This window comes from Streptomyces sp. NPDC021115 (genome assembly GCF_044333065.1).
In the GTDB taxonomy this organism is placed as follows: domain Bacteria; phylum Actinomycetota; class Actinomycetes; order Streptomycetales; family Streptomycetaceae; genus Streptomyces.
The window spans coordinates 134,998-161,659 of record NZ_JBIRQF010000011.1 but is presented as its reverse complement, the minus strand read 5'-3'; the positions used below and the strand labels follow the sequence as shown (position 1 = coordinate 161,659).

Genomic DNA, 26,662 nt, shown 5'->3' with positions numbered 1-26,662 from the left:
TGCTTGGAGTGCACTCGAAGCCCATAGCGTTGAGACCGTCGAGGGCTTCGCGCTTCGGCGACGGCTCGGCGACGGCGAGAGGGTGAACGGCATGACCGTGATGGAGCAGGAACTCGATCAGGACCAGGAGCGGGCTCCGGCCTCGGCGCGGCCGCGCTCATGCGTGGGACGCCGCCCGCACCCCCGGCCGACCGGCCAGGACCGGTACACGATCAGCGAGGTCGCCGAGCACACCGGGCTCACGGCGCACACCCTGCGCTGGTACGAGCGGATCGGGCTGATGCCGCACGTGGACCGCACCCACACCGGCCAGCGCCGCTTCACCAACCGCGACCTGGACTGGCTCGACCTCGTCGGCAAGCTGCGGCTGACCGGAATGCCGGTGGCGGACATGGTCCGCTACGCCGAGCTGGTACGGGAGGGCCAGCACACCTACGCCGAACGCGAGGAGCTGCTGACCGCGCACCGCGCGAACGTCCGGGAGCGGATCGCCGAGCTGGAGAGCACCCTCGACGTCCTCGACTTCAAGATCAGCATCTATGCCAACGCCCGGAGGCCGGAGGCTCAGTAGGCCGCATCGTTGGCGTCAGGCGGCGTCATACGAGGTCATGGCGGCAGTCCTGGGCGGCGGCGTGTCCGCAGCGCACCGCCCCGAAGTCGCCGAGGACGATCCGCGCGAAGTTGCGCAACGAGTCCGTGCCCGGGGCGAAGTAGCCGGTGTGGCCGTCGGCGTGGTCCGCGGAGACCACGCGGGCCCCGAAGGCGGCGGCCGTCGGGTCCTTGCCGTGGCCCAGCCCCATGAAGTCGTAGCCGGTCACCCGGCGTATCCAGTCGGAGCCGTCCCGCGCCGCCCACACCCGGGCCTCCGTACCCAGGTCATCGGCGTCGTCCACGCCCATGCCGGGGCTGCCGAGGGCCACCAGATCGGACACCCGGGTGCGGTCCATCGCGGCCGCGGCCGCCCCGCACACCACCGAGCCGTAGCTGTGGCAGAACACGGTGGGCGGCGCGTCCGCTGTCCCCGCCGTGGTCACCGCGAGACCCGCCAGAAAGCGGTCAAGCCGCGGCGCCCCCGCCCTGGCCAGCCGATCGGTCGCCGCGTCAGGGCCGAGCCCGACCGGGGTGGTGTACCCGACCCACGCGACCACGGCCGTACGGGTCCCCGGCTCGTCCCGCGCGAGCTGCGCCCGCAGCGACCGCGCCATCCCGGCGGGGGCGCCGTACCGGTCGTGCGTGCGGTCGAAGGTGGACAGGTCGATGTCCGACCCCGGTACGACGACCGCCGTACGCCGCGCCGTCGCCAGGTCCCCGTACACCTCGGCGACCTGTCCGCGGCCGCGCGGATCGAAGGCCAGGATCTGCCGCCCGGGCGCGAGCAGCGCGTCGTACCGCTCGGCCAGCGCGCTGTCCGGATCCGCCGCCCGCTCCGCGTCCCGCGCCGCCCGGACGGCCCGCGCGTTCGCCGCGTAACGCAGCGCGAGCGGCGCCCCGTCGAGGTTGCCCACGACATCGGGATGCCGGATCACCAGCGCCTGCCGCTGCGCCCGGCCGAGCCCGTCGAAGAACCGCGCGACGCGGTCGGGCGACGCCTTCTCCGGATCCGGCAGCTCCCGCCCGCCCACCGAGTGATCGGCCAGCCACCGCCCGGTCCCCGGCGGCGGCCCCGTGACGGCCTGCTCCTCGTGCGCCACGGTCCACCCGGCCGTCCCCGCCATGACGGTGATGGTGAGCGCCGCTGTGATCAGGCGTCGCGCGTAGTGCCTGGTGCGTAGCGTCTGGGACATGGCCGCGGTTTCCCTCTTCCCCTCGGTGGCGGAGGGAAAGCTAGGGAGCGGACGGGTGGCGAAGCGTCACCCCCCGGTGCCACATCGGATGTCATACCGGGGTAGGGGGTGCGCCGCCCCGTCCTCAGAACCAGATGCGGGACGCCAGCAGCCCCAACTCGGCCCCGGCCGCGTCCCGCCACACCCGCAGCGGTTCGTCGAGGAGTTCTTCCGGTTCCTCGTCGCACAGCCACTCGTCGATCCGGGCCACTACTTGGACGCGCTCGGCCCCCGTGAGGGCCAGCACCCCCTCGACCGTGGGCAGCAAGCGGCGTACCTCGGCGGACGTGAACACCGCGTCGCCCGCCCACCCGGGCAGCGCCGCCGCACGGACGGGGCCGAGGCCGTGGAAGAGGGCCGCGACCGGGTTGCCCTTGCGGACGGACGTGACGTACGGATCGACGCCGTCGTCGAAACGGTCCCACCACTCCATCACGTGCAGCTCGCCGGTCGAATCCATGGCGTCGAAGGCGGAGTCGTCGACCATGCGGAACAGATGCAGCGCCTCCTCGGTGCCGTAGCCGTCGGGCCTGTTCAACGGCACTGCCCCGCCGCCGCGGGCGACGTCCCGCTCCCAGCGTTTCCAGGCGCCCACCGCAAGCGCGCGGGCCGCCGTGGCCTCGATCGCCGGGAGCGCGCGGGGCGCCAACTCCGCGACGTCCTCATCGCCGTACGCCCCCATCGCCCAGAAACTGGACATTCCCATGATCGGTCCCCCGGTTGAGCGCTGTGTCGATCCGTGCGGGCATCGTCCCGCATCCCTCTGACACCGGGGCAGGCGCCGTTCTCGGGCATGGTCCGGGCTGCCTCCTAACCGCCGCTGCCCGGGGTGACCAGGCCCGACTCGTAGGCGAAGATCACCGCTTGGGCGCGGTCGCGGAGGCCGAGTTTGGCGAGGACGCGGCCTATGTGGGTCTTGACGGTCTGTTCGGCGAGGACCAGCGCCTCCGCTATCTCCTGGTTGGACAGGCCGCGCGCGATCAGCTCCAGGACCTCCGTCTCCCGCGGGGTGAGGCTGCTGCGGCGCAGGAGGGAGGCGTTGCGCCGGGGGGCGGGCCGCTGGCGGGCGAATTCGGCGATCAGGCGGCGGGTCACGGACGGCGCGAGGAGCGCTTCGCCCGCGGCGACGACGCGGACCGCCGAGATCAGATCCGCCGGTGGCGCGTCCTTGAGGAGGAAGCCGCTGGCACCGGCGCGCAGCGCCTCGTAGACGTAGTCGTCCACGTCGAAGGTGGTGAGCATGAGCACTTTGGGGCGGTGGGTGACGCCGCGGGGCGGTTCGAGGAGCTGGCGGGCGGCCTCCAGGCCGTCCATCTCGGGCATGCGGACGTCCATGAGGACGACGTCCGGGTGGGTGTTGCGGCTGACGTCCACCCCCTGGCGTCCGTCCGGGGCCTCGCCGACCACGTCGATGTCGCTCTGCGCGGCGAGCAGCGCGGCGAAGCCCGCCCGGACCATGGCCTGGTCGTCAACGATGATCACGCGGATGGTCATGTGTCCGTTTCTTCGGGATCGACGAGGGGGAGCCGGGCGGCGACCCGGAAGCCGCCGTCCGGCAGCGGGCCGGTGTCGAGCGAGCCGCCGACGAGGCGGACGCGCTCGACCATGCCGACGAGACCGTGGCCGGTGCCGCTGGTCTCCAGGGGTTTGGCGGGGCCCTCGGCCGGGGGGCCGTTGACGATGAGGAGGGTCAGCCCGGAGCCGTCCTCGGCCGCCGAGACCGAGACGCGGGTGGCGGCGCCGGGGGCGTGGCGCACGACGTTGGCCAGCGCCTCCTGCACGATCCGGTACGCGGACAGGTCCACGGCCTGCGGCACCGCGCCGAGGCCGGCCACCTCGTCGCCGATGGACAGCTCGGTGGGTATCCCGGCCCGTACCGTCGCCTCGACCAGCTGCGGCACCTGGCGCAGCCCGGGCTGCGGGGTGCGCTCGCCGCGCGTCTCCTCGCTGCGCAGCACGCCCAGCAGCCGTCGCATCTCGGCGAGGGATTCGCGGGCGGTGGCGGCGATGGTGCCGAACTCCCGCTCCGCCTCGGGCGGCAGCCCGCCGATCCGGTACGGGGCGCTGTCCGCCTGGACCGTGATCACCGACATGTGGTGGGCGACGACGTCGTGCAGCTCGCGGGCGATACGGGCGCGCTCCTCCAGTAGCGTGCGGTGGGCCCGCTCGGCCTCGCTGATGGTCTCCTGCTCGGCCAGCCGCCGCTGCACGTCGCCGCGCTCCCGCAGCGCGCCGCCGACCAGCAGCACCACGCCGCTGAGCACGAACAGCAGCACGTTGCTGCCGTCGCTCTTGGTCTGGAACGCCATGCCGAGGGCGAGCCCGGCGCCCCCGGTGACCAGCCACACCGCCACCAGGGTGCGGCGCGGTTCGCGCAGCGCGAGGGCGAGCAGGAGGAAGAGGTAGCCGACGATGGCGGGCGGCTGCCAGGGCCAGACGCGGTGCTGGAGGTCGGAGGTGCCGAGCACCACCAGCGCGGTCGTCACATCGGCGAGGACGACGATCCACCACGCCTGGAGCGGGCGGGTGACCGCCAGCAGCAGCGGCGTGGCCTGGACCAGGCTCAGCAGGGTGGCGATGCCCCCGCTCACCCCGTAGTCGTTGGTCAGGAGTTGGGCGCCGACCGGGACCAGGATCGCGGTGAGGAGCATCGCGACGGCGTACGGCGCCCTGCGCCGCCAGGGCCGGGAGGACCGCGCGAGCAGCGGGGTCGCCGGATAGCTGGGGGTCACCAGGGCCCGGGCCAGGCCGCCCGCCTGCCGCCGGGCGGCCGCGGGCAGGCTCTCGTGCGCGCTGGAGTAGCCGGTCGGGGCGGCGGTCGACGAGGCGGGCGAGGAGGACATGGTCGCCTCAGCGTAGGGTCGGCTTTCCCGGCGCACGTCATACCTGGGAGTCGATTTATGGCTCATACCTGGGTAGGGGGCGCGCCCCCGGCTCCCCCTCCCGGCACCCGGTTCACGGCCCCGCCCTGCGGCCTCGCTCTACAGCTCGGCCAGCAGCTCGGCCTTCTTCGCGCTGAACTCCTCGTCCGTCAGCAGCCCCGCCGTGTGCAGCTCGCCGAGGTGGCGGATGCGCTCGGCGATGTCGGCCGGGTCGCGCCGCGCCTGGGCCGGGGTGCGGGCGGGCGCGGGGGCGCCCTCGGCGCACGGTGCGGGGGCGGACGCCTGTACGGCCTCCAGGACGGCGGCGGCGAACGGCAGCGACTCGTGGACCAGCCCGTACCCCATCCCGAACACCACGGCCGCCGGGTCGTGGTCGGGGCGGCCCGCGGGCTGGTCCTCGGCGCCGCGCGGCACCAGCCGCAGATGGCCGTACCCGCCGCTCTTGGTGGTCGAGCCCTTGGAGCCCGAGGTCTTCGCGCCTGAGGTCTTGGTGGCGGTGGTCTTCCCGGCGGTGGCCTTCTGATCCGGTGCCTCCGGATCGTCCGCCGGAGCCGCCGCCTTCGCGGCCGCGCCGCCCGAGCCCCGGTTCTCGGGCGAGCGCCACTCCACCCCGGCCAGCTCGTCGATCCGGAACCGCTGGTCCCCGGCCTTCCACTTCGCCGACGACGCGCCCGTCCAGAACCAGCGGAACGACACCGCCTTGCCGTCGAAGGACGCCTTGCCGTCGTACGCCTTGAAGGACCGCGGCGCAGCGGGCGCCGCCACCAGATGGGACTCGGCGGCTGTGCCGGCGCCGGGCCCGAGCGCGGCCCGTATCTCCTCGGCGTAGTACTCGGCGAGGGACGCGCGCTCGGCGGGCAGCACCAGACGGTACGGGTCGTACCCCTCTCTGAGCTGCCCGTCGGCGACGTCCATCAGCGGATCGGCGCCGGGTCTGGGCACCGCGCGCAGCACCACTGTTCCGCGTTTACCGGGAGCGAGATCGACCGCGGACAGCGCCTCGTAGGGGATATGCCGTTCGCCGAGCGCCTGGAACAGCTTCGGCGTGCGGATCCCCCGTTCGAAGCGGATGAGCACGGAGTCGGTGTCGAACTCCCAGACGGTCTGAAAACCGGCCAGCACATCACCCATGCGGCTCATCGTATGCGGCGGTGGCCCGCCCGTCCCCCCTTGAGCGCTACGCGCGTCAAACGTCCTCGGGTCGGCCCAGGTCAGCCAGGTCACCCGCGGTCAGCTCAGCCCGTCGGTGCATGCGGCGCCGTCCCCGCAGCTCACGGCCTTGACGCGGCCGACCCCGACCCGGGCGAAGTTGTCGAGGCTGGTGGTGCCCGGGGTGAAGTACCCGGCGTGTCCCTGGGCACCGGAGGCGGACAGTACGCGGGCCCCGAAGCCGGAGGAGAGCGGGTCGGCGCCGTGGCCGAGTCCGCCGACCTCCAGATGCGGGATGTCCTGGATCCAGTCGCCGGAGTCCCGCATCGCCCACACCCGGCGGCCGCTGCCCAGCTCCGAGGCGCGGTCGGCGCGCATGCCGGGGCTGCCCGCCACCGCGATGTCGGTGACCTTGGACGGCAGATCGCGGGCGGCGACCCCGCACACCACCGAGCCGTAGCTGTGGCACATCAGCGAGACGTGGGCGGACTTGGGCAGCCCGCCCACCAGCGCGCGCAGCCGCAGCGCGCCCTGGGCGGCGAGCTTGCCGGTGGCCGCGTCCATGCCGATCCCGGCCGGGGAGGTGTAGTCGGCCCAGGCGATCACGGCGGTCTTGGTGTCCGGGGCCTGGGCGCGCTCGTCGTCGTAGAGGGCGCGGGCCATGCCGACGGTGGCGGTGTACGGGCGGTCGGACTTCTGGAAGGTCAGGATGTTGGTGTCCACACCGGGCACCACGACCGAGACACGGCGGGCGTGGGCGAGGTCGCCGAAGACCTCCGCTGCCCGCCCGGCGCCCGACGGGTCGAACGACAGGATCTGCCGCTTCCCGCTCAGCAGGTCCTCGTACCGGTGCATGCGCCGCCCGGCGTCATGGCGCCCGAGCGGGGTCAGCTCGTTGTTGTGCATGCGGTGGCGCTCGGTGTCCCGGGCCTGGGTCAGCGCGATCCGGTTGGCGCGGTAGCGCAGCGCCGCCGGAGCGCCGTTGAGGTTGCCGACCACCAGCGGATAGCGGTGGACCAGGCGGTCGCGCTGGACCTTGGTCAGCGAGTCCAGCCAGCGGCCGAGGAGGCGCGGCGACGCGTACGGGTCGGGCAGGGCGTGACCGTCGAGGCTGCCGTGGCGCCAGGCGCTGACCGACGCGGAGAGCGGGTCCGACGCTCCTCTGTGGCTCCGTATGGCCGTCCAGCCGGTGGTGGCGAGCAGGACGAACACCACCGCCAGGGCGAGCAGAGCACGCGAGGCGGTGGAACCGGGGGAGGGAGAACCGAGCTCCGAGAAGGAAGTCACCGCGGGACACCCTAGGAGAACCGCGCCCGCAGGTGCCAAATACCGTGACCTAGCTCACGTTTGGGGGCGGTGATTTGGCGGAAGCTTATGTCGGATTTGATGGCTTTCAGGGCTCTTGTCGGTTTTACAGCTCGGTGCGCCAGTTCTCGGCGAGGGCCGGACCGACATGGTCCAGGTGAAACGCGGTGATGTCGCGCAGCGCGTCCGTGGAGTCGTCGTCGCCCGCTCCCCACAGCTTCCCTGCGATCTGAATCACACCGCCGAACATCGCGGTCAGCAGCCGCGGCCGCGGGTCGACGGAGGCGTCGAGGCCCTCGCGGCGGGCGATCTCCGAGGCGATCCGCTCCTCCAGCTCGGCGGTGCGGCGCAGATGGACGGCGAGCAGCGCGGGCGTCGACTCGATCACCCGGTACATCCGCATGTGGAGTTCGGCCGGAACCAGCTGCTCCACGGAGTCACCCATGGTGCTCCACGCGTCGAGCACCGCGCCCCGCAGGGCGGCCAGCGGCGCCTCGTGGGCGGGGCGCGCGCACAGCGCCGCGAAGAAGTGCGACTCCGCCGAGTCCTGGGTGGCGAAGGCCACTTGCTCCTTGTTGGCGAAGTAGCGGAAGAAGGTGCGCTGCGAGACGTCCACCGACTCCGCGATCTCGTCCACCGTCGTGTGGTCGTACCCCTGACAGGTGAACAGATCCAGCGCCGAGCGCACCAGGGCGCCGCGGGTCCGCTGCTTCTTGCGCTCGCGCAGTCCGGTCGGTGGCGGTGCCACCGCCTCGTCCGCTGTCACCGCTCGTGCTCGCTTTCTGTCGCGTTTCGGCAGGCCACCATACCTGTGGCCAATACGACAGAGACCAGCTGATGAATCAGTTTGTCAATTGTCAGACGCTGACATTAGCCTCCGAGCATGACGTCTGAGACCACCGTCGCCGATACGGCGCCGGAACCTCCCATATCGGATCCCCCGAAGGGGCTGCGGGGCCATCCCTGGCTGACGCTCTTCACCGTCGCGATCGGTGTGACGATGGTCGCCCTCGACGGCACGATCGTCGCCATCGCGAACCCGGCCATCCAGAAGGACCTCGGTGCCTCGCTCGCCGACGTCCAATGGATCACCAACGGCTATCTGCTGGCCCTCGCGGTCGCGCTGATCACCGCGGGCAAGCTGGGTGACCGCTTCGGCCACCGGCAGACCTTCCTCATCGGCGTCGTCGGCTTCGCCGCCGCCTCCGCCGCCATCGGCTTCTCCAGCGATGTGGCGCTGGTCGTGGGCTTCCGGGTGCTCCAGGGCCTGTGCGGGGCGCTGCTGATGCCCGCGGCACTGGGCCTGCTGCGCGCGACCTTCCCCGCCGAGAAACTCAACATGGCGATCGGCATCTGGGGCGCCGTGATCGGCGCCTCCACCGCCGCCGGGCCCATCGTCGGCGGGCTGCTCGTCGAGCACGTCAACTGGCAGTCCGTCTTCTTCATCAACCTGCCCGTGGGCATCCTCGCCCTCGTCCTCGGCCTGATCATCCTCGTGGACCACCGGGCCGAGAAAGCGCCGCGGTCCTTCGACCTGCCCGGCATCGTGCTGCTGTCCGGCGCCATGTTCTGCCTGATCTGGGCGCTCATCAAGGCCACCGACTGGGGTTGGGGAAGCTCCAGGACGCTCGGGTTCCTCGGCCTCGCGATCGTCCTCTTCGCCGTCTTCGTGTTCTGGGAGAACAAGACCCGCGAGCCGCTGCTGCCGCTGTCCATCTTCCGCTCGGTGCCGCTGAGCGCCGGGACCGTGCTGATGGTGCTCATGGCCTTCGGCTTCATGGGCGGGCTGTTCTTCGTCACCTTCTATCTCCAGAACGTGCACGGCATGACGCCGGTCAACAGCGGGCTGCACCTGCTGCCGCTGACCGCCACGATGATCGTCTCCTCGCCGATCGCCGGCGCGCTGATCACCAAGCTCGGACCGCGGGTGCCGCTGGTGGGGGCCATGGCGCTCACCGCCGTCTCCATGTTCGGGCTGTCCCGGCTGGAGGTCGGCACCGGCACGCTCGAGATGTCCATATGGTTCGCCCTCCTCGGCTTCGGTCTCGGCCCGGTGATGGTCGGCGCCACCGAGGTCATCGTCGGCAACGCGCCCATCGAGCACGCCGGTGTCGCGGGCGGCCTCCAGCAGGCCGCCATGCAGGTCGGCGGCAGCCTCGGTACGGCCGTCCTCGGCGCGGTCATGGCGGGCAAGGTGGACGACACCCTGCCGGACAAATGGGCCAAGGCCGGGCTTCCGCCGCTGAAGCCCGAGCAGGCGTCCAAGGCGTCCGACGCCGTCGCGGTCGGCATGCCGCCCGCGCCCAAGGGGACCCCGCCGGAGATCCTCGCGAAGATCACGAGCGTCACGCATGACACGTTCGTGTCGGGGATGGGGCTCGCCTTCTCCGTCGCCGCCGTCGTCTCGGTCGTCGCGGCGCTGGTCGCGGCGTTCACCAAGCGCGGTGACAACGCGGAGGCGGGTGGCGGGGGCGTCCACATCTGACGTCTCAGGGTCAAGCCCCCTATCCGGGTGGTCCTCGACCGACCCCGTGGTGGGGACGGGAGCCGGCCGACAGGCTGGCTCCCGTTCGTATGACGACACGGGGAGTGATCCATATGCGCACGACCATCCTGGCCGCGGTGACCCTCGCCCTGGCCTGCGCCCTGACGCCCGCCGCCTCCGCGGTGGCGCCCGGGCCCCGGCTCGGCAGCTGCGCCACGGGGCAGCTGTGCCTCTGGCACAAGGCGGCGTTCACGGGGGCGCGCCAGGTCCATGAGCTGGCCGACACCGACATCGAAAGCTGCGTCCCCCTGCCGAGTGGCGCCTCGGCCGCGTCCCTGGCCAACCGCACGGGGCGCCCGGTGACGGCGTACCAGAGCGCGGAATGCGCCGAGACCGGTGAATTCCGCACCTACCCCACCGGCTCCTGGAGCCCCGAAACGGCCTACCAGGTACGGGCCTTCAAGATCTGGGAGCGGTGACGCGCGGGGGCGGGGCCGGAGGCTTTCCCCACCCCGCCCCTTCCCGTAACCGGGGCTCCGCCCCGGACCCCGGGACTGCCCGGCGCGAGTCAGCCGTGCGCGGGGGCGGGGCCGGGGGGCTTTCCCCCCGCCCCTTCCGATCCCGAACCAGGGGCAAGTCCCTGGACCCCGGGCGGACGGTGCCCCGGGCGGCTGGGGCCGTGGAGGCTTCAGGCCGCGGGCCTCGCGGCTCCGGGACCGGGTCCGGCCCTGGCCTGGTGTGCACGGCGAAGCGCCGGGCGGGCTGGTCTCCCAGCCCGCCCGGCGCTTCGCTCACCGCCGTCGCGAGACGCTTACGCGTCGCCGCCCGCGGGGCCGGGGTCGGCGGCTGCTACGTCGAGGAGCTGGTAGCGGTCGATGGCCTGCTTCAGGACCGAACGGTCGATCTTGCCGTCCTTCGCCAGCTCCGTCAGCACGCCCAGCACGATCGACTCGGCGTCGATGTGGAAGAAGCGCCGCGCCGCGCCGCGGGTGTCGGCGAAGCCGAAGCCGTCGGCGCCCAGCGACTGGTACGTGCCGGGGACCCAGCGGGCGATCTGGTCCGGGACGGCGCGCATCCAGTCGGAGACGGCCACCTTCGGGCCCTCGGCATCCGCGAGCTTGCGGGTGACGAAGGGGACGCGCTGCTCCTCCTCCGGGTGGAGCAGGTTGTGCTCCTCGGCCTCGACCGCGTCGCGGCGCAGCTCGTTCCAGGAGGTGGCGGACCAGACGTCGGCGCGGACGTCCCAGTCCTCGGCCAGCATCCGCTGGGCCTCCAGGGCCCACGGGACCGCGACGCCGGAGGCGAGGATCTGGGCCCGGTGGGTGCCGGACTCGCCCTGCTTGAAGCGGTGCAGGCCCTTGAGGATGCCCTCGCGGTCGACGTTCTCGGGCTCGGCCGGGTGCCGGATCGGCTCGTTGTAGACGGTGAGGTAGTAGAAGATGTCCTCACTGTTCTCGCCGTACATCCGGCGCAGGCCGTCCTGCACGATGTGGGCGATCTCGAAGCCGAACGCCGGGTCGTACGCGACGACCGCGGGGTTGGTCGAGGCCAGCAGCTGGGAGTGGCCGTCCGCGTGCTGGAGGCCCTCACCGGTCAGGGTCGTACGACCGGCGGTCGCGCCCAGTACGAAGCCGCGCGCCAGCTGGTCGGCCATCTGCCAGAACTGGTCACCCGTGCGCTGGAAGCCGAACATCGAGTAGAAGACGTAGACCGGGATCAGCGGCTCGCCGTGCGTGGCGTACGCCGAACCGGCGGCGATCAGCGAGGCCGTACAGCCCGCCTCGGAGATGCCGTCGTGCAGCATCTGCCCGGTCGGCGACTCCTTGTAGGCGAGCAGCAGCTCACGGTCGACGGACTCGTACTGCTGGCCCAGCGGGTTGTAGATCTTGGCCGACGGGAAGAGCGAGTCCATGCCGAAGGTGCGGTACTCGTCGGGCGCGATCGGCACGAAGCGCTTGCCGATCTCCTTGTCCCGCATGAGGTCCTTCAGCAGCCGCACGAAGGCCATGGTGGTGGCGATCTGCTGCTGGCCGGAGCCCTTCCTGACCGCCGCGTACGCCTTGTCGCCGGGGAGCTGGAGCGGCTGCGCGCGCACGACGCGGGTCGGCGCGTAGCCGCCCAGCGCCTTGCGGCGGTCGTGCATGTACTGGATCTCCTCGGACTCCGGACCCGGGTGGTAGTACGGCGGAACGCCGGACTCCAGCTCCTTGTCCGGGATCGGCAGGTGCAGCCGGTCGCGGAAGCCCTTGAGGTCGTCGACCGTCAGCTTCTTCATCTGGTGGGTCGCGTTGCGGCCCTCGAAGTTCGGGCCGAGCGTCCAGCCCTTGACGGTCTGGGCGAGGATCACGGTCGGCTGGCCCTTGTGGGCCTTGGCCGCCGCGTACGCCGCGTAGATCTTCTTGTGGTCGTGACCGCCGCGGCCCAGGTGCAGGATCTGGTCGTCGGTCATGCCCTCGACCATCTTGCGCAGCCGCTGGTCGTCACCGAAGAAGTGGTCGCGGATGTACGCGCCGGTCTCGGTGGCGTACGTCTGGAACTGGCCGTCGGGCGTCGTGTTGAGCCGGTTGACCAGCACGCCGTCGCGGTCCTGGGCGAGCAGCGGGTCCCAGGAGCGGTCCCACACCAGCTTGATCACGTTCCAGCCGGCGCCGCGGAACTGCGACTCCAGCTCCTGCATGATCTTGCCGTTGCCGCGCACCGGGCCGTCGAGCCGCTGCAGGTTGCAGTTGACGACGAAGGTGAGGTTGTCCAGACCCTCGCGGGCGGCCAGGGACAGCTGGCCCAGCGACTCGGGCTCGTCCATCTCGCCGTCGCCGAGGAAGGCCCACACGTGGGAGTTGGAGGTGTCGGCGATGCCGCGCGCCTCCATGTAGCGGTTCATCCGCGCCTGGAAGATCGCGCCGAGCGGGCCGAGGCCCATCGAGACGGTCGGGAACTCCCAGAAGTCCGGCATCGACCGCGGGTGCGGGTAGCTGGACAGCGCGTGACCGAGCTTGGACTTCTCCTGACGGAATCCGTCCAGGTGGTCCTCGGAGAGCCGGTCGAGCAGAAACGCGCGGGCGTAGATACCGGGGGAGGCGTGACCCTGGAAGAAGATCTGGTCGCCGCTGTCCTGGTCCTTGCCGCGGAAGAAGTGGTTGAAGCCCACGTCGTACAGCGAGGCGGACGAGGCGAAGGTGGCGATGTGGCCGCCGACGCCGATGCCCGGGCGCTGCGCACGGGAGACCATCACCGCCGCGTTCCAGCGGGTCGCGTTCAGGACCTTGCGCTCGATCTCCTCGTTGCCGGGGAAGAACGGCTCGTCCTTGGTGGCGATGGTGTTGACGTAGTCCGTGCTGCGCATCTCGGGCACGGCCACTCGCTTCTCGCGGGCGCGCTCGATCAGTCGAAGCATGAGGTAGCGGGCACGTTCCCGGCCTCGCTCATCGACGGCTGCGTCGAGCGAGTCGAGCCACTCCTGGGTCTCTTCGGGATCGAAGTCCGGGACCTGGCTGGGAAGGCCGCCAATGATGATCGGGTTGCGATCTGATCCGGAAGCCACGCTGTTCCTTCGCTTTTCGGTCGTGCTGTGCACGGACATGGATTCGTGCTCTGCTGCTGTCGCGCCGCTCTCCATCGTGTACCTCGGGTGCGGGATACGTCACCTCTACCGAGGGGTAACCCAGACCTGGTGAGACGGGCGCTCAGCGGGCCGGACGGTACCGGTCGGCGTGCGATCGGCGTCGCGACGGCCAAATCGCAACCTTACGCCCACGTCCGGGGGCACCTGCGTACGGCCGTTCGGCTCCGGTCGGCGTAGGGTGTCGATACACACACGTAAGCTGGGCATAACGGAGCAATCCGGGCAGCCGCGCGCCGTTCCGTGCCGTTCCTCCCTGATGGGAGTTGCGTCGACACGTCAACGTTTGGGCGGGATCGCTGGCCGGGTACTTGCGCGATCCGCCCGGCCCGTGTGGACTACGCCCCATGCCTCGCGTACGCGCGCGGGGCGCTGCCAGACTCGAAGAGTGAACGAAAGATGACAGGAGGCAATCCGTGAGCGCGACCGCGGACCACGCGGAGGAGCGGACCAACCCTGCCGCGAGGCTGGGTTTCCAGCCCGAGCAGGTGGTCCAGGAGATCGGCTACGACGACGATGTCGACCAGGAGCTCCGCGAGGCCATCGAGGAGATCACCGGCCAGGAGCTCGTCGACGAGGAGTACGACGATGTGGCCGACGCCGTTGTGCTGTGGTTCCGGGAGGACGACGGCGATCTGACGGACGCGCTGGTGGACGCCATCCAGATGATCGACGACGGCGCACCGGTCTGGCTCCTGACGCCCAAGACCGGCCGTGACGGCTATGTCGAGCCGAGCGACATCAATGAGGCCGCGACCACCGCGGGCCTGTCCCAGACGAAGAGCTTCAACGCGGGCAAGGACTGGACCGGCAGCCGCCTGGTCACTCCGAAGGCCGCCCGTTCGGGCAAGCGCTGAGGCCGAAGGACCTACACAACCGAGCCCCCCGCCGTTCCCTTTCGGCGGGGGGCTCGGCGCGTAGGGTGGGCCGTGATCAGTCGAGACCCAGATGTGAAGGGATGGCTCCCATGGCCATAGAGGTCGGTACGAAGGCCCCGGACTTCGAGCTGAAGAACCAGCACGGCGAGTCGGTCCGGCTCTCCGACTTCCGCGGTGAGAAGAACGTCGTGCTCCTCTTCTACCCGTTCGCCTTCACCGGCGTGTGCACCGGCGAGCTGTGCGCCCTCCGCGACGAGCTGCCGACCTTCGTCAACGACGACGTGCAGCTGCTGGCGGTCTCCAACGACTCGCCCTTCAGCCTGCGGGTCTTCGCCGAGCAGGAGGGTCTGGAGTACCCGCTGCTGTCGGACTTCTGGCCGCACGGCGAGGCCAGCCGCGCCTACGGCGTCTTCGACGAGGAGAAGGGCTGCGCGGTGCGCGGCACCTTCGTGATCGACAAGGAGGGCGTGGTCCGCTGGACGGTCGTCAACGGCCTGCCCGACGCCCGGGACCTCAACGACTACGCCAAGGCCCTCAAGAGCCTGTGAGTCCGGCGGGCGCAAGCCCTGTATCGGACGGGAACCGCTCACTAGGATCGACGCGTTGATCCAGGTGGGAACTCATGGAGATAGGGGCACGCAGTGCTCCTGACGAACCTTAATTGGGAGGACTCGTGGGAGTCAGCCTCAGCAAGGGCGGCAACGTCTCGCTGACCAAGGAAGCCCCTAACCTGACCGCGGTCGTCGTCGGTCTGGGCTGGGACGCCCGTACCACCACGGGCACTGACTTCGACCTCGACGCCAGTGCCCTGCTGACCAACGCCGAGGGCAAGGTCGGCACCGACCAGAACTTCGTGTTCTTCAACAACCTCAAGAGCCCCGACGGCTCCGTCGAGCACACCGGTGACAACATCACCGGTGAGGGCGAGGGCGATGACGAGCAGATCAAGGTGAACCTGGCCGGGGTCCCGGCCGATGTCGCCAAGATCGTCTTCCCGGTGTCGATCTACGACGCCGAGACCCGTCAGCAGAGCTTCGGCCAGGTGCGGAACGCGTTCATCCGCGTGGTGAACCAGGCCGACGGCAACGAGCTGGCCCGGTACGACCTCTCCGAGGACGCCTCCACCGAGACCGCCATGGTCTTCGGTGAGCTGTACCGGAACGGGGCGGAGTGGAAGTTCCGCGCCATCGGTCAGGGGTACGCCTCGGGGCTGCGTGGCATCGCGCAGGACTTCGGCGTCAACGTCTGAACCGGCCCTGGTGGGGCCCGGCCGGGCGGTGAGAGCCGCCGGCCGGGCCCGCCGAGGCCGTCTCGTCCGGCGCCGCACCCCTGCACTCGGCACGTTCGACAGGCGGGAGTGCGGCGCCGGATGCGCGTCGCACCACGTACTACCCCGGGGAGGGACCAGGATCATGGGCGTCACGCTCGCCAAGGGAGGCAATGTCTCCCTTTCCAAGGCCGCGCCGAATCTCACCCAGGTGCTCGTCGGCCTGGGCTGGGACGCGCGCTCCACCACCGGAGCACCGTTCGACCTCGACGCCAGCGCGCTGCTGTGCGAGTCGGGCCGGGTGCTCGGCGATGAGTACTTCATCTTCTACAACAACCTCAAGAGCCCCGAGGGCTCGGTGGAGCACACCGGCGACAACCTCACGGGCGAGGGCGACGGCGACGACGAGTCGCTGCTGATCGACCTCACCAAGGTCCCGCAGCGGGTCGACAAGATCGTCTTCCCGGTCTCGATCCATGACGCCGACGCCAGGCGCCAGACGTTCGGACAGGTCAGCAACGCGTTCATCCGGGTGGTGAACCAGGCGGACGGCCAGGAGCTGGCCCGCTACGACCTCTCCGAGGACGCCTCGGGCGAGACTGCGATGATCTTCGGTGAGGTCTACCGGTACAACGGTGAATGGAAGTTCCGTGCGGTGGGGCAGGGGTACGCGTCGGGGCTCCGGGGCATCGCTCTAGACTTCGGGGTCAACGTTTCGTAAAGCCGCGTACAAGGCGCGGGGGAGACCGTACGTAGAAGGATTGGGTTGCCAGTGCTCCTCAAAACCTTTGGTTGGTCGTTCGCCGTCACGGCGATCGGTCTGGCCTTGGCCGGCGTGCTCTGGGGGTGGAAGGGGCTCGCGATCGTCGGGATCCTCTCGATCCTGGAGATCTCGCTCTCATTCGACAACGCGGTCATCAACGCGGGCATCCTGCGGAAGATGAATGCCTTCTGGCAGAAGATCTTCCTGACCATCGGCATTCTCATCGCCGTCTTCGGCATGCGTCTGGTCTTCCCGGTGGTCATCGTCGCGATCACGGCGAAGCTCGGGCCGATCGAGGCCGTGGACCTCGCGATCAACGACAAGGAAAAGTACGAACACCTGGTGACGGGCGCCCACCCGGCGATCGCGGCCTTCGGCGGGATGTTCCTGCTGATGATCTTCCTCGACTTCATCTTCGAGGAGCGCGACATCCGCTGGCTGGGCTTCCTGGAGAAGCCGCTGTCCAAGCTCGGCAAGCTGGACACCTTCTCGGTCGTCATCGCGCTGGCCGTGCTGCTGGTCACCGCCACCACCCTCGCCACCGACGTGGCCCACGGCGGCGGCGACAAGAGCGCGACCGTGCTGCTGTCCGGGGTCGCCGGTCTGATGACGTACCTGATCGTCGCCGGCGTGTCCGCCTTCTTCGAGGACAAGCTCGAAGAGGACGAGGAAGAGGACGAGGAAGCGGGCGAGGCCGAGGCCGACGAGAAGAAGCCCGAGCGCGGCAGCAGCGGCGCCACGGTGGTCGGCCTGGCGGGCAAGGCCGCGTTCTTCATGTTCCTCTACCTCGAGGTCATCGACGCCTCGTTCTCCTTCGACGGCGTGATCGGCGCCTTCGCGATCACCAACGACATCTTCGAGATGGCGCTGGGTCTGGGCATCGGCGCGATGTACATCCGTTCGCTGACCGTCTACCTGGTCCGCCAGGGGACCCTGGACGACTACGTCTACCTGGAGCACGGCGCGCACTACGCGATCGGCGCGCTGGCCGTGATCCTGCTGGTCACCATCAAGTACGAGATCAACGAGGTCATCACCGGCGTGGTGGGCGTCGCCCTCATCGGCGCCTCGTACTGGTCCTCGGTCATCCGCAACCGCCGCGAGGCAGCCGGCGGCGGAGCCGGATCAGAGGAGAAAACGGAAGTCACGTCCGGAGTCTGACCTCCGGGGTGTGACGCACCGGCGTTTGAGGAACGCTCTGAAGCGGGGCGGCCGAGGTCTTCCGACCTTCCGGCCGCCCCGTCGCGGTTGAGCAGCTTTGAGGCAGTGGGAGCCACGAAGGGTGGGGGTGCGCACGATGGCGTTCTGGAGCAACTGGGGGCGGTCCGCGTGGCGCGAGTTCGAAAGCGGCGACGCGAGCGGCGCGGTCGAGCTGACCAAGCGGAACTCGGCCATCTCCTTGACCAAACAGGGCGCCGCCAGCGGCAACCTGCGGATCAATCTGTCCTGGCAGATGCGCACCTCGGACTTCAACAGCAAGGGGCCCAGCCTGCTGCGCCACCCGCTCCAGATGTTCAAGCCGCAGGTGGTGCAGGCCCAGGGACCCGCCATGGTCAACGTCGACCTGGACCTGGCGGTCATGTACGAGCTGAAGAGCGGCTCCAAGGGCGTGGTCCAGCCACTCGGCGACTTCTTCGGCAACCTCAACGAGGCGCCGTACGTCAAGCTCAGCGGGGATGACCGGTTCGGCTCCGGCATGGGCGAGACGATCTACATCAATCTGGACCACAAGGACGACATCAAGCGTCTGCTCGTCTTCGTCTACATCTACGACGGCACCCCCGCCTTCGACCGTACGCACGGCATGGTCACGCTCTACCCCAGCAACGGTCCGCGGGTGGAGATCGCGCTCGACGAGCGGGCCCCGCAGGCCCGCTCGTGCGCCGTGGTCATGCTGGAGAACATCAAGGGCGAGATCGTCGTGCGGCGCGAGGTGAAGTACGTGTACGGCTTCCAGGCCGAGCTGGACCGGCTGTACGGATGGGGTCTCCAGTGGGGCCGCGGCTACAAGTCCAAGGTGTAGCCGCCGACCCTGCCGCCTCTGTTGCCCCTAGCGGTTCTGGAACTGCGGCCCCTGCGGCGGCAGCGTGAAGTTCGGGTCGGGGAAGGGCATCGGCAGCGGCGGCGGGGGCGGCGGATCGGTCCGCTGCACCTGCTGCGGATAGCCGTACGCGGGCGGCTGCGGGTAGCCGTAACTCGGCTGCTGGGGGTAGCCGTAAGCGGGCTGCGCCGGGGGCTGGGCGGGCGGCTGCGGATAGGCGGGTGCCGGGGCGTGCGGCTGCGCCTGCGGCGGTACGGGCGCCTGCGGCGGCAGGTAGTAGTCGCCGTCGTCCGTCGCGCCCGTCGCGGCGATCGCGGCGGCGGCCTGGGTGGCGGAGAGCGGCTGGGTCGCCTGCGGGTCCCAGGGGTCGGGCTGCGGCTGCTGCGGCGGCAGGGCCGCCGTCTCGGCCTGGCTCGGGGTCGGCGCGGCGGGCGGTTCGGCGGCCTCCGGCTCCTCGGCGCCCGCTCCGGTGCCCTGGCCCGTACCGCCGTTGTCCGCGGCCTCGCCGTCGTCCACCGAGATGCCGTACTCCGTGGCCAGCCCGACCAGCCCGGACTCATAGCCCTGCCCCAGCGCGCGGAACTTCCAGCTGTCCCCCCGCCGGTACAGCTCGCCGCAGACCAGCGCGGCTTCCTTGCCGGTCTCCGGAAGCACCGCGAAGATCGCCAAGGGCTCCTCGGAGGCCGACGGCGACGCGTCGTACAGCAGGAGGCTCAGATCCCGTACCTGACCGAAGGTGCCGCCGTCCGCGGACGCCGCCAGCACCACCCGGTTCACCTGGGTCTCCAGACCGGTCAGATCGGCCTCGATGGTGTCCGTCAGCCCCTCGGGCGTCCGCTTCTTGGGCAGGTGCCGGACCAGGCCGGAGGGGTGCCGTGGCTGGTTGTAGAAGACGAAGTCCTCGTCCGAGCGCACGCGGTCGTCCCCGCCCAGCAGCAGCGCCGAGGCGTCGACGTCCGGCACGTCCGTGCCGGGGGTCCAGCGCAGCACCGCGCGTATGGCCGTGGCGTCGAGCGGGATGTTCGATCCCTTCAGCATCGCGTGCGTCATGGCCGTAATCCTGCCCTCCCGCCGGGTGCCGCGACAACGCAGGGGGCGTGGCGGGCTTGAGGGGATGTGGCAGGACGGGCATGCCGGATACCGGAGCGACGCACAGGAGTTACGTGATTTTCACGGCCTTGGGGAACTTTTGACCCGGGCTCGGACGTACGATAATCGGCCACCCGAGGGTCGTGTGGCCCGGGTGGGGAAGCGGCAGTGCGGGGAGAAACATGCGGCATTTTGGACATCTGCCGGACGAGGCGCGGACACGCCTCTTCCATCAGCAGCCCGTCGAATTCTCGGTCGACTCACCGGCCCGGATTCTCGCCGTCGCCCTCGGCGCCACGCTCTACAGCCCCGCCACCCGGGCGGGCCTCGCCGAGGACATCGTCAAACAGGCAGGTCGGGGCGTTGTCTCCATGGTGCTGTGCCTGGAGGACTCGATCGATGACGCCGAGGTGCCGGGCGCCGAGGAGAACCTCGTGCGGCAGTTCACCGCCCTCGCCGGGCGCGGCACGGACGCCGATCTGCCGCTGCTCTTCATTCGGGTCCGCGCCCCCGAGCAGATCGTCGATCTTGTCCGGCGGCTCGGACCGGCCGTTCGGCTGCTGTCCGGATTCGTACTCCCCAAGTTCACCGAGGAGCGGGGCGTTCCGTTCCTGGAGGCGCTGATATCGGCCGAAAACCGTGAGGTGGCCGAGGTGTTGGGGGACCGGCGGCTGTATGCGATGCCGGTCCTGGAATCGCCCGAGCTGATGCACCGCGAGACCCGCACCGAAACCCTCGCCGGGATCGGCCGGATCGTCGACAAGTACCGGGAGCGGGTGCTCGCGCTGCGGCTCGGGGTGACCGACCTGTGCTCCGCGTACGGGCTGCGCCGGGCGCCCGACATGACCGCGTACGACGTCCAGCTCGTCGCCTCCGTCATCGGCGACGTGGTGAACATGCTGGGCCGGGCCGACGGCACCGGATTCACCGTCACCGGCCCTGTGTGGGAGTACTTCAAGCAGCACGAGCGCATGTTCAAACCGCAGTTGCGGCTCAGCCCCTTCTCCGGGCGCGCCGAATCGCTGCGCGCCGCGCTCATCGAGCACGACATGGACGGGCTGCTGCGCGAGATCGAACTCGACCGGGCCAACGGGCTGCTGGGCAAGACCTGCATCCACCCCACCCATGTCGCCCCGGTGCACGCCCTGTCCGTCGTCAGCCACGAGGAGTTCAGCGACGCGGTGGACATCCTCGAACCCGAGCGGGGCGGGGGCGGTGTGCTGCGCTCGTCGTACACCAACAAAATGAACGAGGTGAAACCGCATCGGGCCTGGGCCGAGCGGACCCTCCAGCGCGCCGAGGTCTTCGGCGTCGCCCGGGAGGACGTGAGCTTCGTGGAACTGCTGGCCGCCGGCCTGCGGACCGCGTGAGCCCTACGAGAGGAAACGAGGCAGATCAGCGTGGTGTGGTCGGGACAGTGGGTCGCGGACCGGCTCGGCGTACGGCTCGACGGCGACGGGCGGCTGCCCGAGCTGCTCGGGCTCGCGCTGCGGCGCAACCCCAAGCGGGCGCATCTGCTCGTGTCCAACGTGCTCGGCAAGCACGTCCCCCAGCGTCCCGCCGCCGTCCACGGCGTGGGCGTGCGGCTCGGGCAGCGGGTGCGCGCCCTGCTGGGCGACGAGGCGGCCGCCCACGCCGTCGTCCTCGGCTACGCCGAGACGGCCACCGGCCTCGGCCACAGCGTCGCGGACGGCCTGGCCCTCGCCCCGTATCTGCACTCGACCCGCCGCCCGGTCGCGGGCGTGCCCACGGTGGGCGGCTTCGAGGAGGAGCACAGCCACGCCACGTCCCACCTGCTGCTCCCGGAGGACTCCCGGCTGCTGGCCACGGACGGCCCGCTGGTCCTGGTGGACGACGAGTTCTCGACCGGCCGCACCGTCCTCAACACCATCGCCGCCCTCCACCGACGCTTCCCCCGCGACCGCTACGTGGTGGTCGCCCTGGTCGACATGCGCTCCCCCGAGGACCGCGCCCACCTGGACGCCTTCGCCTCCGACCTGGGCGCCCGAGTGGACCTCGTCTCCGCCGCCACCGGCACGGTCCACCTCCCGGCCGACGTCCTCACCCGCGGCCGCGCCCTGGTGGCCGCCCACGAGCCCTCCGCGCCGGACGCGGGAGCGGACCGGGCCGACGGTGCCTCGGCCGTCCCGGGGGCCGTCCCCGCGCCCGTGCGGGTCGAGCTGGGCTGGCCCGGGGGGCTGCCGGACGGTGGGCGGCACGGCTTCACGCCCGCCCACCGCGCCCGCCTGGAGGCCGCGCTCCCGGCCATGGCGGCACGCCTCGCGCAGGCGCTGACCGCCGCCCCCGGCGCCGCGCCCCGGCGCGTGCTCGTGCTCGGGTTCGAGGAGCTGATGTACGCGCCGCTGCGGCTCGCCGGGGCGCTGGACGACGCGCTCGGCGGGGCCGACGGCGCCGAGGTGCGGTATTCGACCACCACGCGGTCGCCCGTGCTGGCCGTGGACGACCCCGGCTATGCGATCCGTACCGGGCTCACCTTCCCCGCCCATGACGCCCCCGCCGACGGGCCCGGGCCGCGCTACGCGTACAACGTGGCGCCCGGCGCCGACCCCGCGCGCCGCTTCGACGCGGTCGTCGCCGTCGTCGACTCGGCCGCCGACAGCCCCGCGCTGCACGCCCCCGACGGGCTGCTCGCGCGGCTGGCCGCGCACACCGACCGGCTCCTGCTGGCCGTGGTCCCCTCCCACGTACCACCACCCCCCGCAGCCCCCGCCCCCGCTCCCGTCCCCGAACGGCAGGCTTCCTCCATGCACCGACCGCCGCCCGAGCCCCTGCGCGGCCCCGCGTTCTCGTCATACGCCGCCGACGACGTCGGCTGGCTGCTCCAGGACTTCTCCCACGTCACCCTCGAGGCCCCCACCGAGGAGCGCGAGGAGGCGATCCAGAGCGGCGGGGCGCACTACGCCGAGTCGCTGCCCGTCGAGTACCAGCCCAGCGAGGAGTACCAGGAGCTGTTCCGGGCCGCGCTCGCGGCCTCCGCCGGCCGGATCGCCCGCGCGGTCGGCGCCGTCACCGAGACCGTGCTCGCCGAGCGCTCCCCGCGCCCCGTCCTCGTCTCGCTCGCCCGCGCCGGCACCCCCGTCGGGGTGCTGATGCGCCGCTGGGCGCGCCACGCGCACGGGCTCGACCTGCCGCACTACGCGATCTCCATCGTGCGCGGCCGCGGCATCGACACCGCCGCGCTGCGCTGGCTGGCCGACCACCACGACCCGGCCGATGTCGTCTTCGTCGACGGCTGGACGGGCAAGGGGGCGATCACCCGCGAGCTGTCGGACGCCCTCGCCCCGTACCCGGACTTCGACCCGCGGATCGCCGTCCTCGCCGATCCGGGCCGCTGCGTGGAGACCTACGGCACCCGCGACGACTTCCTCGTCCCCTCCGCGTGCCTCAACTCGACCGTCTCCGGGCTGATATCGCGCACCGTGCTCCGCGCCGACCTCGTCGGCCCTGACGACTTCCACGGCGCGAAGTTCTACCGCGAGCTGACCGGTGTGGACCTCTCCGGCGAGTTCCTCGACGCCATCGAGGCCCGCTTCGAGGAGGTCGCCGACGGCGTGGCGGCCGACGCGAAGGAGCTGGCCGCCGCCGACCGCGCCCCGACCTGGGAGGGCTGGCGGGCCGTCGAGCGGATCAGCGAGGAGTACGGCATCCACGACGTCAACCTCGTCAAGCCGGGCGTCGGCGAGACGACACGCGTACTGCTGCGCCGCGTCCCGTGGAAGATCCTCGCGAAGCGGGGCGCGGGCGCGGACCTGGACCACGTACGGCTGCTCGCCGAGCAGCGCGGGGTGCCGGTCGAGGAGACCGGCGACCTGCCGTACACCTGCGTGGGGCTGATCCACCCGCGCTACACACGAGGCGCCACGGGCGCGGACGGCAAGGCGGTGGCGGCGAGATGACCATGTCGGTATATGCGGTGGAGGCGGCCCGATGACCGTTCTGGTGGCAAGCGACCTCGACCGTACGCTGATCTACTCGGCGGCGGCGCTCGGCCTTGAGATGCCCGACGCGGAGGCCCCCCGGCTGCTGTGCGTCGAGGTGTACGAGGGCAAGCCGCTGTCGTACCTGACGGAGACCGCGGCCGGGCTGGTCGCGGAGCTGGCCCGTACCGCCGTCTTCGTCCCCACGACCACCCGCACCCGCGAGCAGTACCGCCGCATCCACCTCCCCGGCCCTGAACCCCGCTTCGCGATCTGCGCGAACGGCGGCCATCTGCTGGTCGACGGCGAGTCCGACCCCGAGTGGCACGCGGGCGTGCGCGGCGCGCTGGCCGACGCCTGCGCGCCCCTGGAGGAGGTCCGCGCCCACCTGACCGCCACCGCCGACCCGTCCTGGCTGCTCAAGGAGCGGATCGCGGAGGACCTGTTCGCGTACCTGGTCGTGGAGCGGAAGCTGCTGCCCGACGAGTACGTCAAGGAGCTGGCGGCGTGGGCCGAGCCGCGTGGCTGGACCGTCTCGCTCCAGGGCCGCAAGATCTACGCCGTCCCGAAGCCGCTCACCAAGAGCGCGGCCGTCGCCGAGGTCAAGCGCCGCACCGGCGCGGACGAGGTGCTCACCGCGGGCGACTCGCTCCTCGACGCCGACCTGCTGGAGGCCGCCGACCACGCCTGGCGCCCGGGCCACGGCGAACTGGCCACCGAGGGCTGGACGGCACCGCACGTCACGGCGGTCGAGGAGCAGGGCGTCGCGGCGGGCGAGGCGATCGCCCGCGCCCTGTCCGAACAGGCCGCCCTGCACCGGGCGAAGGCCCGCCGCGAGGTCATCCGCGCCGTTTCCCGCGGCCGGGGCTGACCAGCCGCCGTACGAACCGGGTGGCGGCGAAGCCGAGCGCCGCGAGCACGGCGGCGCCCAGCACGGCCTTGGAGTACACCGAGACGTAGTCCGTCACCCGGTGCCAGTTGTCGCCGAGCGCGTAACCGGCCAGCACGAAGGCCGCGTTCCAGATCAGACTGCCGAGGGTGGTGAGGGCGAGGAAGACCGGCACCGGCATCCGCTCGATCCCGGCCGGTACCGAGATCATGCTGCGGAAGATCGGGACCATGCGGCCGAAGAAGACCGCCTTGGTGCCGTGCCGCTGGAACCACCGCTCGGTCCGGTCGACGTCGGCGGCCTTGACCAGCGGCAGCCGCGCCGCGATCGCGCGGGTCCGGTCCCGGCCGAGCAGCGCGCCCGCCCCGTACAGGGCGAGCGCGCCGACGACAGAACCGGCCGTGGTCCACAGCAGCGCCGCGTACAGGCTCATCCGCCCCTGACCCGCCGCGAACCCGGCGAGCGGCAGGATCACCTCGCTGGGCAGCGGCGGGAACAGGTTCTCCAGTGCGATGGCGGCGCCCGCGCCCGGCGCCCCGAGAGCGTCCATGAGGCCGGTGGCCCAGTCGGTGATGCGATCGGTCATGCCACCGAACGCTAGGAATCGGCACGCCCGCCGGACCATGAGGCGGCCCGCCCGCTCGTACGGGCCCGCACCGCACCCGCACCCTGCGGAAATCCTCAGTGTGCGGGCGGGCGGCGACGGCTAGCGTTGCGGTCCATGGGGAAGGCGCGGTCGACGTGGTTACGGCACGGGCTGCGGCTGGTGGCCGGGCTGCTGATCGGCGCGGGCACCGCCGTGGCCGAGCTGCTGTTCACCGTGGCCGCCGGGCTGACCCTGCTGTGCGTCACCACCCGCCCGCGCGCCCGCACCCGCGCGCTGCGCCCGCTGACGGCGACCGCCCGGTGGCTCACCGAGGCGGAACGCCGCAGGCTGGCCCGCTTCCTCGACGCCGACATCACCCCTGACCACGGCGGCGAGCAGGCGCTGCGCTACCTCGCCACGCGCTGGGCGCTGGGCCTGCTCGGCGGCGTGGTCCCGGTGCTGGCCGCGATCGGCGCCGGATCCGGCTCGCTGCTGCTGTGGGGCGTGCCGGTGCTCGGCGGCGACCACTGGTTCGACCTGGTCATGACCGGGATCGGCGGCGTGGTCCTGTTCATCCTCGCCGCCCAGGGCGTCGTGGCGGTCGCGTCCTGGGAGGGGCTGCTCGCCCGGCAACTGCTCGGCCCCAGCCCGCAGGACGCCCTGCACCACCGGATCGAGGAGCTGGCCACCAGCCGCGCCGGGGTCGTGGACGCCGTGGATGAGGAGCGGCGGCGCATCGAACGCGACCTGCACGACGGGGTGCAGCAGCGGCTCGTCGCGCTCGGCATGCTGCTGGGGCGGGCGCGCCGCAGCCAGGACGCGGACCGGGCGCACACGCTGCTCGTGCAGGCCCATGAGGAGAGCCGCCAGGCCCTCAGCGATCTGCGCGAGGTGGCGTGGCGCGTCTACCCGGCCGCACTGGACGAGGCCGGGCTGCGGGTGGCGCTGGAGGGGGTGGCGGAGCGGTCGGCGATCCCGGTGCGGCTGGAGTACGGGCTGACGGCCGAGCCGGGGACGACGGTCCGTACGGTCGCGTACTTCGTCGTCTCCGAGGCCGTGACGAACGCGGTCAAGCACTCGGGCGCGTCCCGCGTCGACGTCGCGCTGACGCACGACCCTGCCGACAGCCTCCTCGTACGGATCACCGACGACGGCACCGGCGGCGCCGACCCGGCGGGCGGCGGTCTGCTCGGGCTGGCGCGCCGGGCCGCAGCGCTCGACGGCCGGCTCCGGGTGGTCAGCCCGCCCGGCGGCCCCACCACCATCACCGCGGAGCTGCCATGCCTGCCCCCTTGCGCGTAATCCTGGCCGACGACTCGACCCTGCTGCGCGAGGGCCTGGTGCGGCTGCTCGCCGACGAGGGCCACGAGGTGGTGACCGCGGTCGGCGACGGTACCGCGCTGATCGAGGCCGTGGACCGGACCCCGGACGTGGACGCCGTCGTCGTGGACGTCCGCATGCCGCCCACCCACACCGACGAGGGGCTGCGGGCGGCCCTGGAGATCCGGAGCCGCCACCCGGCGGTCGGGGTGCTCGTCCTGTCGCAGTACGTCGAGAAGCGGTACGCGACCGAGCTGCTGAGCGGCCCGGGTGAGGGCGTCGGCTATCTCCTCAAGGACCGGGTCGTCCAGGTCGACGAGTTCCTGGACGCCCTGGAGCGGGTCGCTGCGGGCCGCGCCGCGTTCGACCCCGAGGTCGTCCGGCGGCTGCTCTCCCGCAGCACCCACACCGATCCGCTCGCCCGGCTCACCCCGCGCGAGCGCGACGTGCTCGACGCGATGGCCCAGGGCCACGCCAACGCCACCATCGCGGAGCGGCTGCACGTGTCGCGCAGCGCCGTCGAGAAGCACATCAACGCGATCTTCGACAAGCTCGAACTCCCCGGCAGCTCGGGATACTCCCGCCGCGTTCTGGCGGTACTGCGCTACCTGGGAAGCTGAAATAGGGA

At 71.5% G+C, this 26,662-nt stretch carries 24 protein-coding genes; 14 read left to right on the top strand and 10 right to left on the bottom strand.

All coding sequences use genetic code 11. From position 1 onward, the window contains the following. The first annotated feature begins 91 nt into the window (after positions 1 to 91). Positions 92 to 571, top strand: coding sequence for a MerR family transcriptional regulator (locus tag ACH4TL_RS29475; protein WP_398321754.1), 480 nt, complete (start codon positions 92 to 94; stop codon positions 569 to 571). Between the two features lie 25 nt (positions 572 to 596). On the opposite strand, the gene ACH4TL_RS29470 is transcribed toward ACH4TL_RS29475, so the two are convergent. The 7 genes from ACH4TL_RS29470 to ACH4TL_RS29440 form a co-directional block, all read right to left on the bottom strand. Next, entirely contained in the window at positions 597 to 1,784 is a 1,188-nt protein-coding gene (locus tag ACH4TL_RS29470) for an alpha/beta hydrolase (protein ID WP_398321751.1), read from the bottom strand. A gap of 124 nt (positions 1,785 to 1,908) precedes the next feature. Continuing rightward, complete coding sequence (locus tag ACH4TL_RS29465; protein WP_398321748.1) at positions 1,909 to 2,529, bottom strand: hypothetical protein; 621 nt, start codon at positions 2,527 to 2,529, stop codon at positions 1,909 to 1,911. Positions 2,530 to 2,633: 104 nt separating this feature from the next. Next, complete coding sequence (locus ACH4TL_RS29460; protein ID WP_398321745.1) at positions 2,634 to 3,317, bottom strand: response regulator; 684 nt, start codon at positions 3,315 to 3,317, stop codon at positions 2,634 to 2,636. After that, the gene (locus ACH4TL_RS29455) at positions 3,314 to 4,666 is read right to left on the bottom strand and encodes a sensor histidine kinase (protein ID WP_398321742.1); all 1,353 of its coding nucleotides are present in this window, start codon (positions 4,664 to 4,666) and stop codon (positions 3,314 to 3,316) included. The genes ACH4TL_RS29460 and ACH4TL_RS29455 overlap by 4 nt, the downstream gene beginning before the upstream one ends. Positions 4,667 to 4,804: 138 nt before the next feature. Then, the gene (locus ACH4TL_RS29450; protein WP_398321739.1) at positions 4,805 to 5,836 is read right to left on the bottom strand and encodes a DUF4429 domain-containing protein; all 1,032 of its coding nucleotides are present in this window, start codon (positions 5,834 to 5,836) and stop codon (positions 4,805 to 4,807) included. A 99-nt stretch (positions 5,837 to 5,935) separates the two neighbouring features. Then, positions 5,936 to 7,141 carry an alpha/beta hydrolase gene (locus ACH4TL_RS29445; RefSeq protein WP_398321736.1) on the bottom strand — a complete coding sequence of 402 codons (1,206 nt, stop codon included), beginning with the start codon at positions 7,139 to 7,141 and terminating at the stop codon, positions 5,936 to 5,938. 124 nt (positions 7,142 to 7,265) lie between these two features. Continuing rightward, a complete protein-coding gene (locus ACH4TL_RS29440) occupies positions 7,266 to 7,925 on the bottom strand; it encodes a TetR family transcriptional regulator (protein WP_398321734.1) in 660 nt (219 codons plus the stop codon). A gap of 117 nt (positions 7,926 to 8,042) precedes the next feature. Here ACH4TL_RS29440 and ACH4TL_RS29435 point away from each other — a divergent pair, with 117 nt between their 5' ends. After that, positions 8,043 to 9,644: an MFS transporter gene (locus ACH4TL_RS29435; protein WP_398321731.1), complete on the top strand. Its 1,602-nt coding sequence runs from the start codon at positions 8,043 to 8,045 to the stop codon at positions 9,642 to 9,644. Positions 9,645 to 9,757: 113 nt separating this feature from the next. Continuing rightward, entirely contained in the window at positions 9,758 to 10,123 is a 366-nt protein-coding gene (locus tag ACH4TL_RS29430) for a peptidase inhibitor family I36 protein (protein WP_398321728.1), read from the top strand. A gap of 332 nt (positions 10,124 to 10,455) precedes the next feature. Here the strand turns inward: ACH4TL_RS29430 and aceE are convergent, their stop codons facing one another. After that, positions 10,456 to 13,185: a pyruvate dehydrogenase (acetyl-transferring), homodimeric type gene (gene aceE, locus ACH4TL_RS29425; protein ID WP_398321725.1), complete on the bottom strand. Its 2,730-nt coding sequence runs from the start codon at positions 13,183 to 13,185 to the stop codon at positions 10,456 to 10,458. 494 nt (positions 13,186 to 13,679) lie between these two features. Here aceE and ACH4TL_RS29420 point away from each other — a divergent pair, with 494 nt between their 5' ends. The 6 genes from ACH4TL_RS29420 (at position 13,680) to ACH4TL_RS29395 (ending at position 18,194) form a co-directional block, all read left to right on the top strand. After that, on the top strand, positions 13,680 to 14,120 hold the full coding sequence (locus ACH4TL_RS29420; protein ID WP_009718270.1) for a DUF3052 domain-containing protein: 441 nt from the start codon (positions 13,680 to 13,682) through the stop codon (positions 14,118 to 14,120). 110 nt (positions 14,121 to 14,230) lie between these two features. Beyond that, the gene (locus tag ACH4TL_RS29415; protein WP_398321722.1) at positions 14,231 to 14,689 is read left to right on the top strand and encodes a peroxiredoxin; all 459 of its coding nucleotides are present in this window, start codon (positions 14,231 to 14,233) and stop codon (positions 14,687 to 14,689) included. Positions 14,690 to 14,814: 125 nt separating this feature from the next. After that, positions 14,815 to 15,390, top strand: coding sequence for a TerD family protein (locus ACH4TL_RS29410; protein WP_398321719.1), 576 nt, complete (start codon positions 14,815 to 14,817; stop codon positions 15,388 to 15,390). Between the two features lie 163 nt (positions 15,391 to 15,553). Next, on the top strand, positions 15,554 to 16,129 hold the full coding sequence (locus ACH4TL_RS29405; RefSeq protein WP_398321716.1) for a TerD family protein: 576 nt from the start codon (positions 15,554 to 15,556) through the stop codon (positions 16,127 to 16,129). A gap of 51 nt (positions 16,130 to 16,180) precedes the next feature. Continuing rightward, positions 16,181 to 17,332, top strand: coding sequence for a DUF475 domain-containing protein (locus ACH4TL_RS29400; RefSeq protein ID WP_398321713.1), 1,152 nt, complete (start codon positions 16,181 to 16,183; stop codon positions 17,330 to 17,332). Between the two features lie 136 nt (positions 17,333 to 17,468). Continuing rightward, complete coding sequence (locus ACH4TL_RS29395) at positions 17,469 to 18,194, top strand: Tellurium resistance (protein ID WP_398321710.1); 726 nt, start codon at positions 17,469 to 17,471, stop codon at positions 18,192 to 18,194. 27 nt (positions 18,195 to 18,221) lie between these two features. Here ACH4TL_RS29395 and ACH4TL_RS29390 read toward each other — a convergent pair whose 3' ends face one another. After that, on the bottom strand, positions 18,222 to 19,262 hold the full coding sequence (locus ACH4TL_RS29390) for a TerD family protein (protein WP_398321707.1): 1,041 nt from the start codon (positions 19,260 to 19,262) through the stop codon (positions 18,222 to 18,224). A 221-nt stretch (positions 19,263 to 19,483) separates the two neighbouring features. Between ACH4TL_RS29390 and ACH4TL_RS29385 the strand changes: the two genes are divergently transcribed. From ACH4TL_RS29385 to ACH4TL_RS29375, 3 genes are read left to right on the top strand one after another with little or no spacing between them, the layout of a single operon-like run. Beyond that, the gene (locus tag ACH4TL_RS29385) at positions 19,484 to 20,671 is read left to right on the top strand and encodes an HpcH/HpaI aldolase/citrate lyase family protein (protein WP_398321704.1); all 1,188 of its coding nucleotides are present in this window, start codon (positions 19,484 to 19,486) and stop codon (positions 20,669 to 20,671) included. Between the two features lie 30 nt (positions 20,672 to 20,701). Beyond that, positions 20,702 to 23,218, top strand: coding sequence for a phosphoribosyltransferase (locus ACH4TL_RS29380; protein ID WP_398321701.1), 2,517 nt, complete (start codon positions 20,702 to 20,704; stop codon positions 23,216 to 23,218). 31 nt (positions 23,219 to 23,249) lie between these two features. Further along, positions 23,250 to 24,110, top strand: coding sequence for an HAD family hydrolase (locus ACH4TL_RS29375; protein WP_398321698.1), 861 nt, complete (start codon positions 23,250 to 23,252; stop codon positions 24,108 to 24,110). Here the strand turns inward: ACH4TL_RS29375 and ACH4TL_RS29370 are convergent. After that, complete coding sequence (locus ACH4TL_RS29370; protein WP_398321695.1) at positions 24,079 to 24,714, bottom strand: DedA family protein; 636 nt, start codon at positions 24,712 to 24,714, stop codon at positions 24,079 to 24,081. The two genes, ACH4TL_RS29375 and ACH4TL_RS29370, sit on opposite strands and share 32 nt — an antisense overlap. A 135-nt stretch (positions 24,715 to 24,849) precedes the next feature. Between ACH4TL_RS29370 and ACH4TL_RS29365 the strand changes: the two genes are divergently transcribed. Together ACH4TL_RS29365 and ACH4TL_RS29360 are read left to right on the top strand one after the other, a co-directional pair. Then, entirely contained in the window at positions 24,850 to 26,016 is a 1,167-nt protein-coding gene (locus tag ACH4TL_RS29365; RefSeq protein WP_398321692.1) for a sensor histidine kinase, read from the top strand. Then, entirely contained in the window at positions 25,995 to 26,654 is a 660-nt protein-coding gene (locus ACH4TL_RS29360; RefSeq protein WP_398321689.1) for a response regulator, read from the top strand. Before ACH4TL_RS29365 ends, ACH4TL_RS29360 begins: the two co-directional genes overlap by 22 nt. Positions 26,655 to 26,662: the final 8 nt, after the last annotated feature.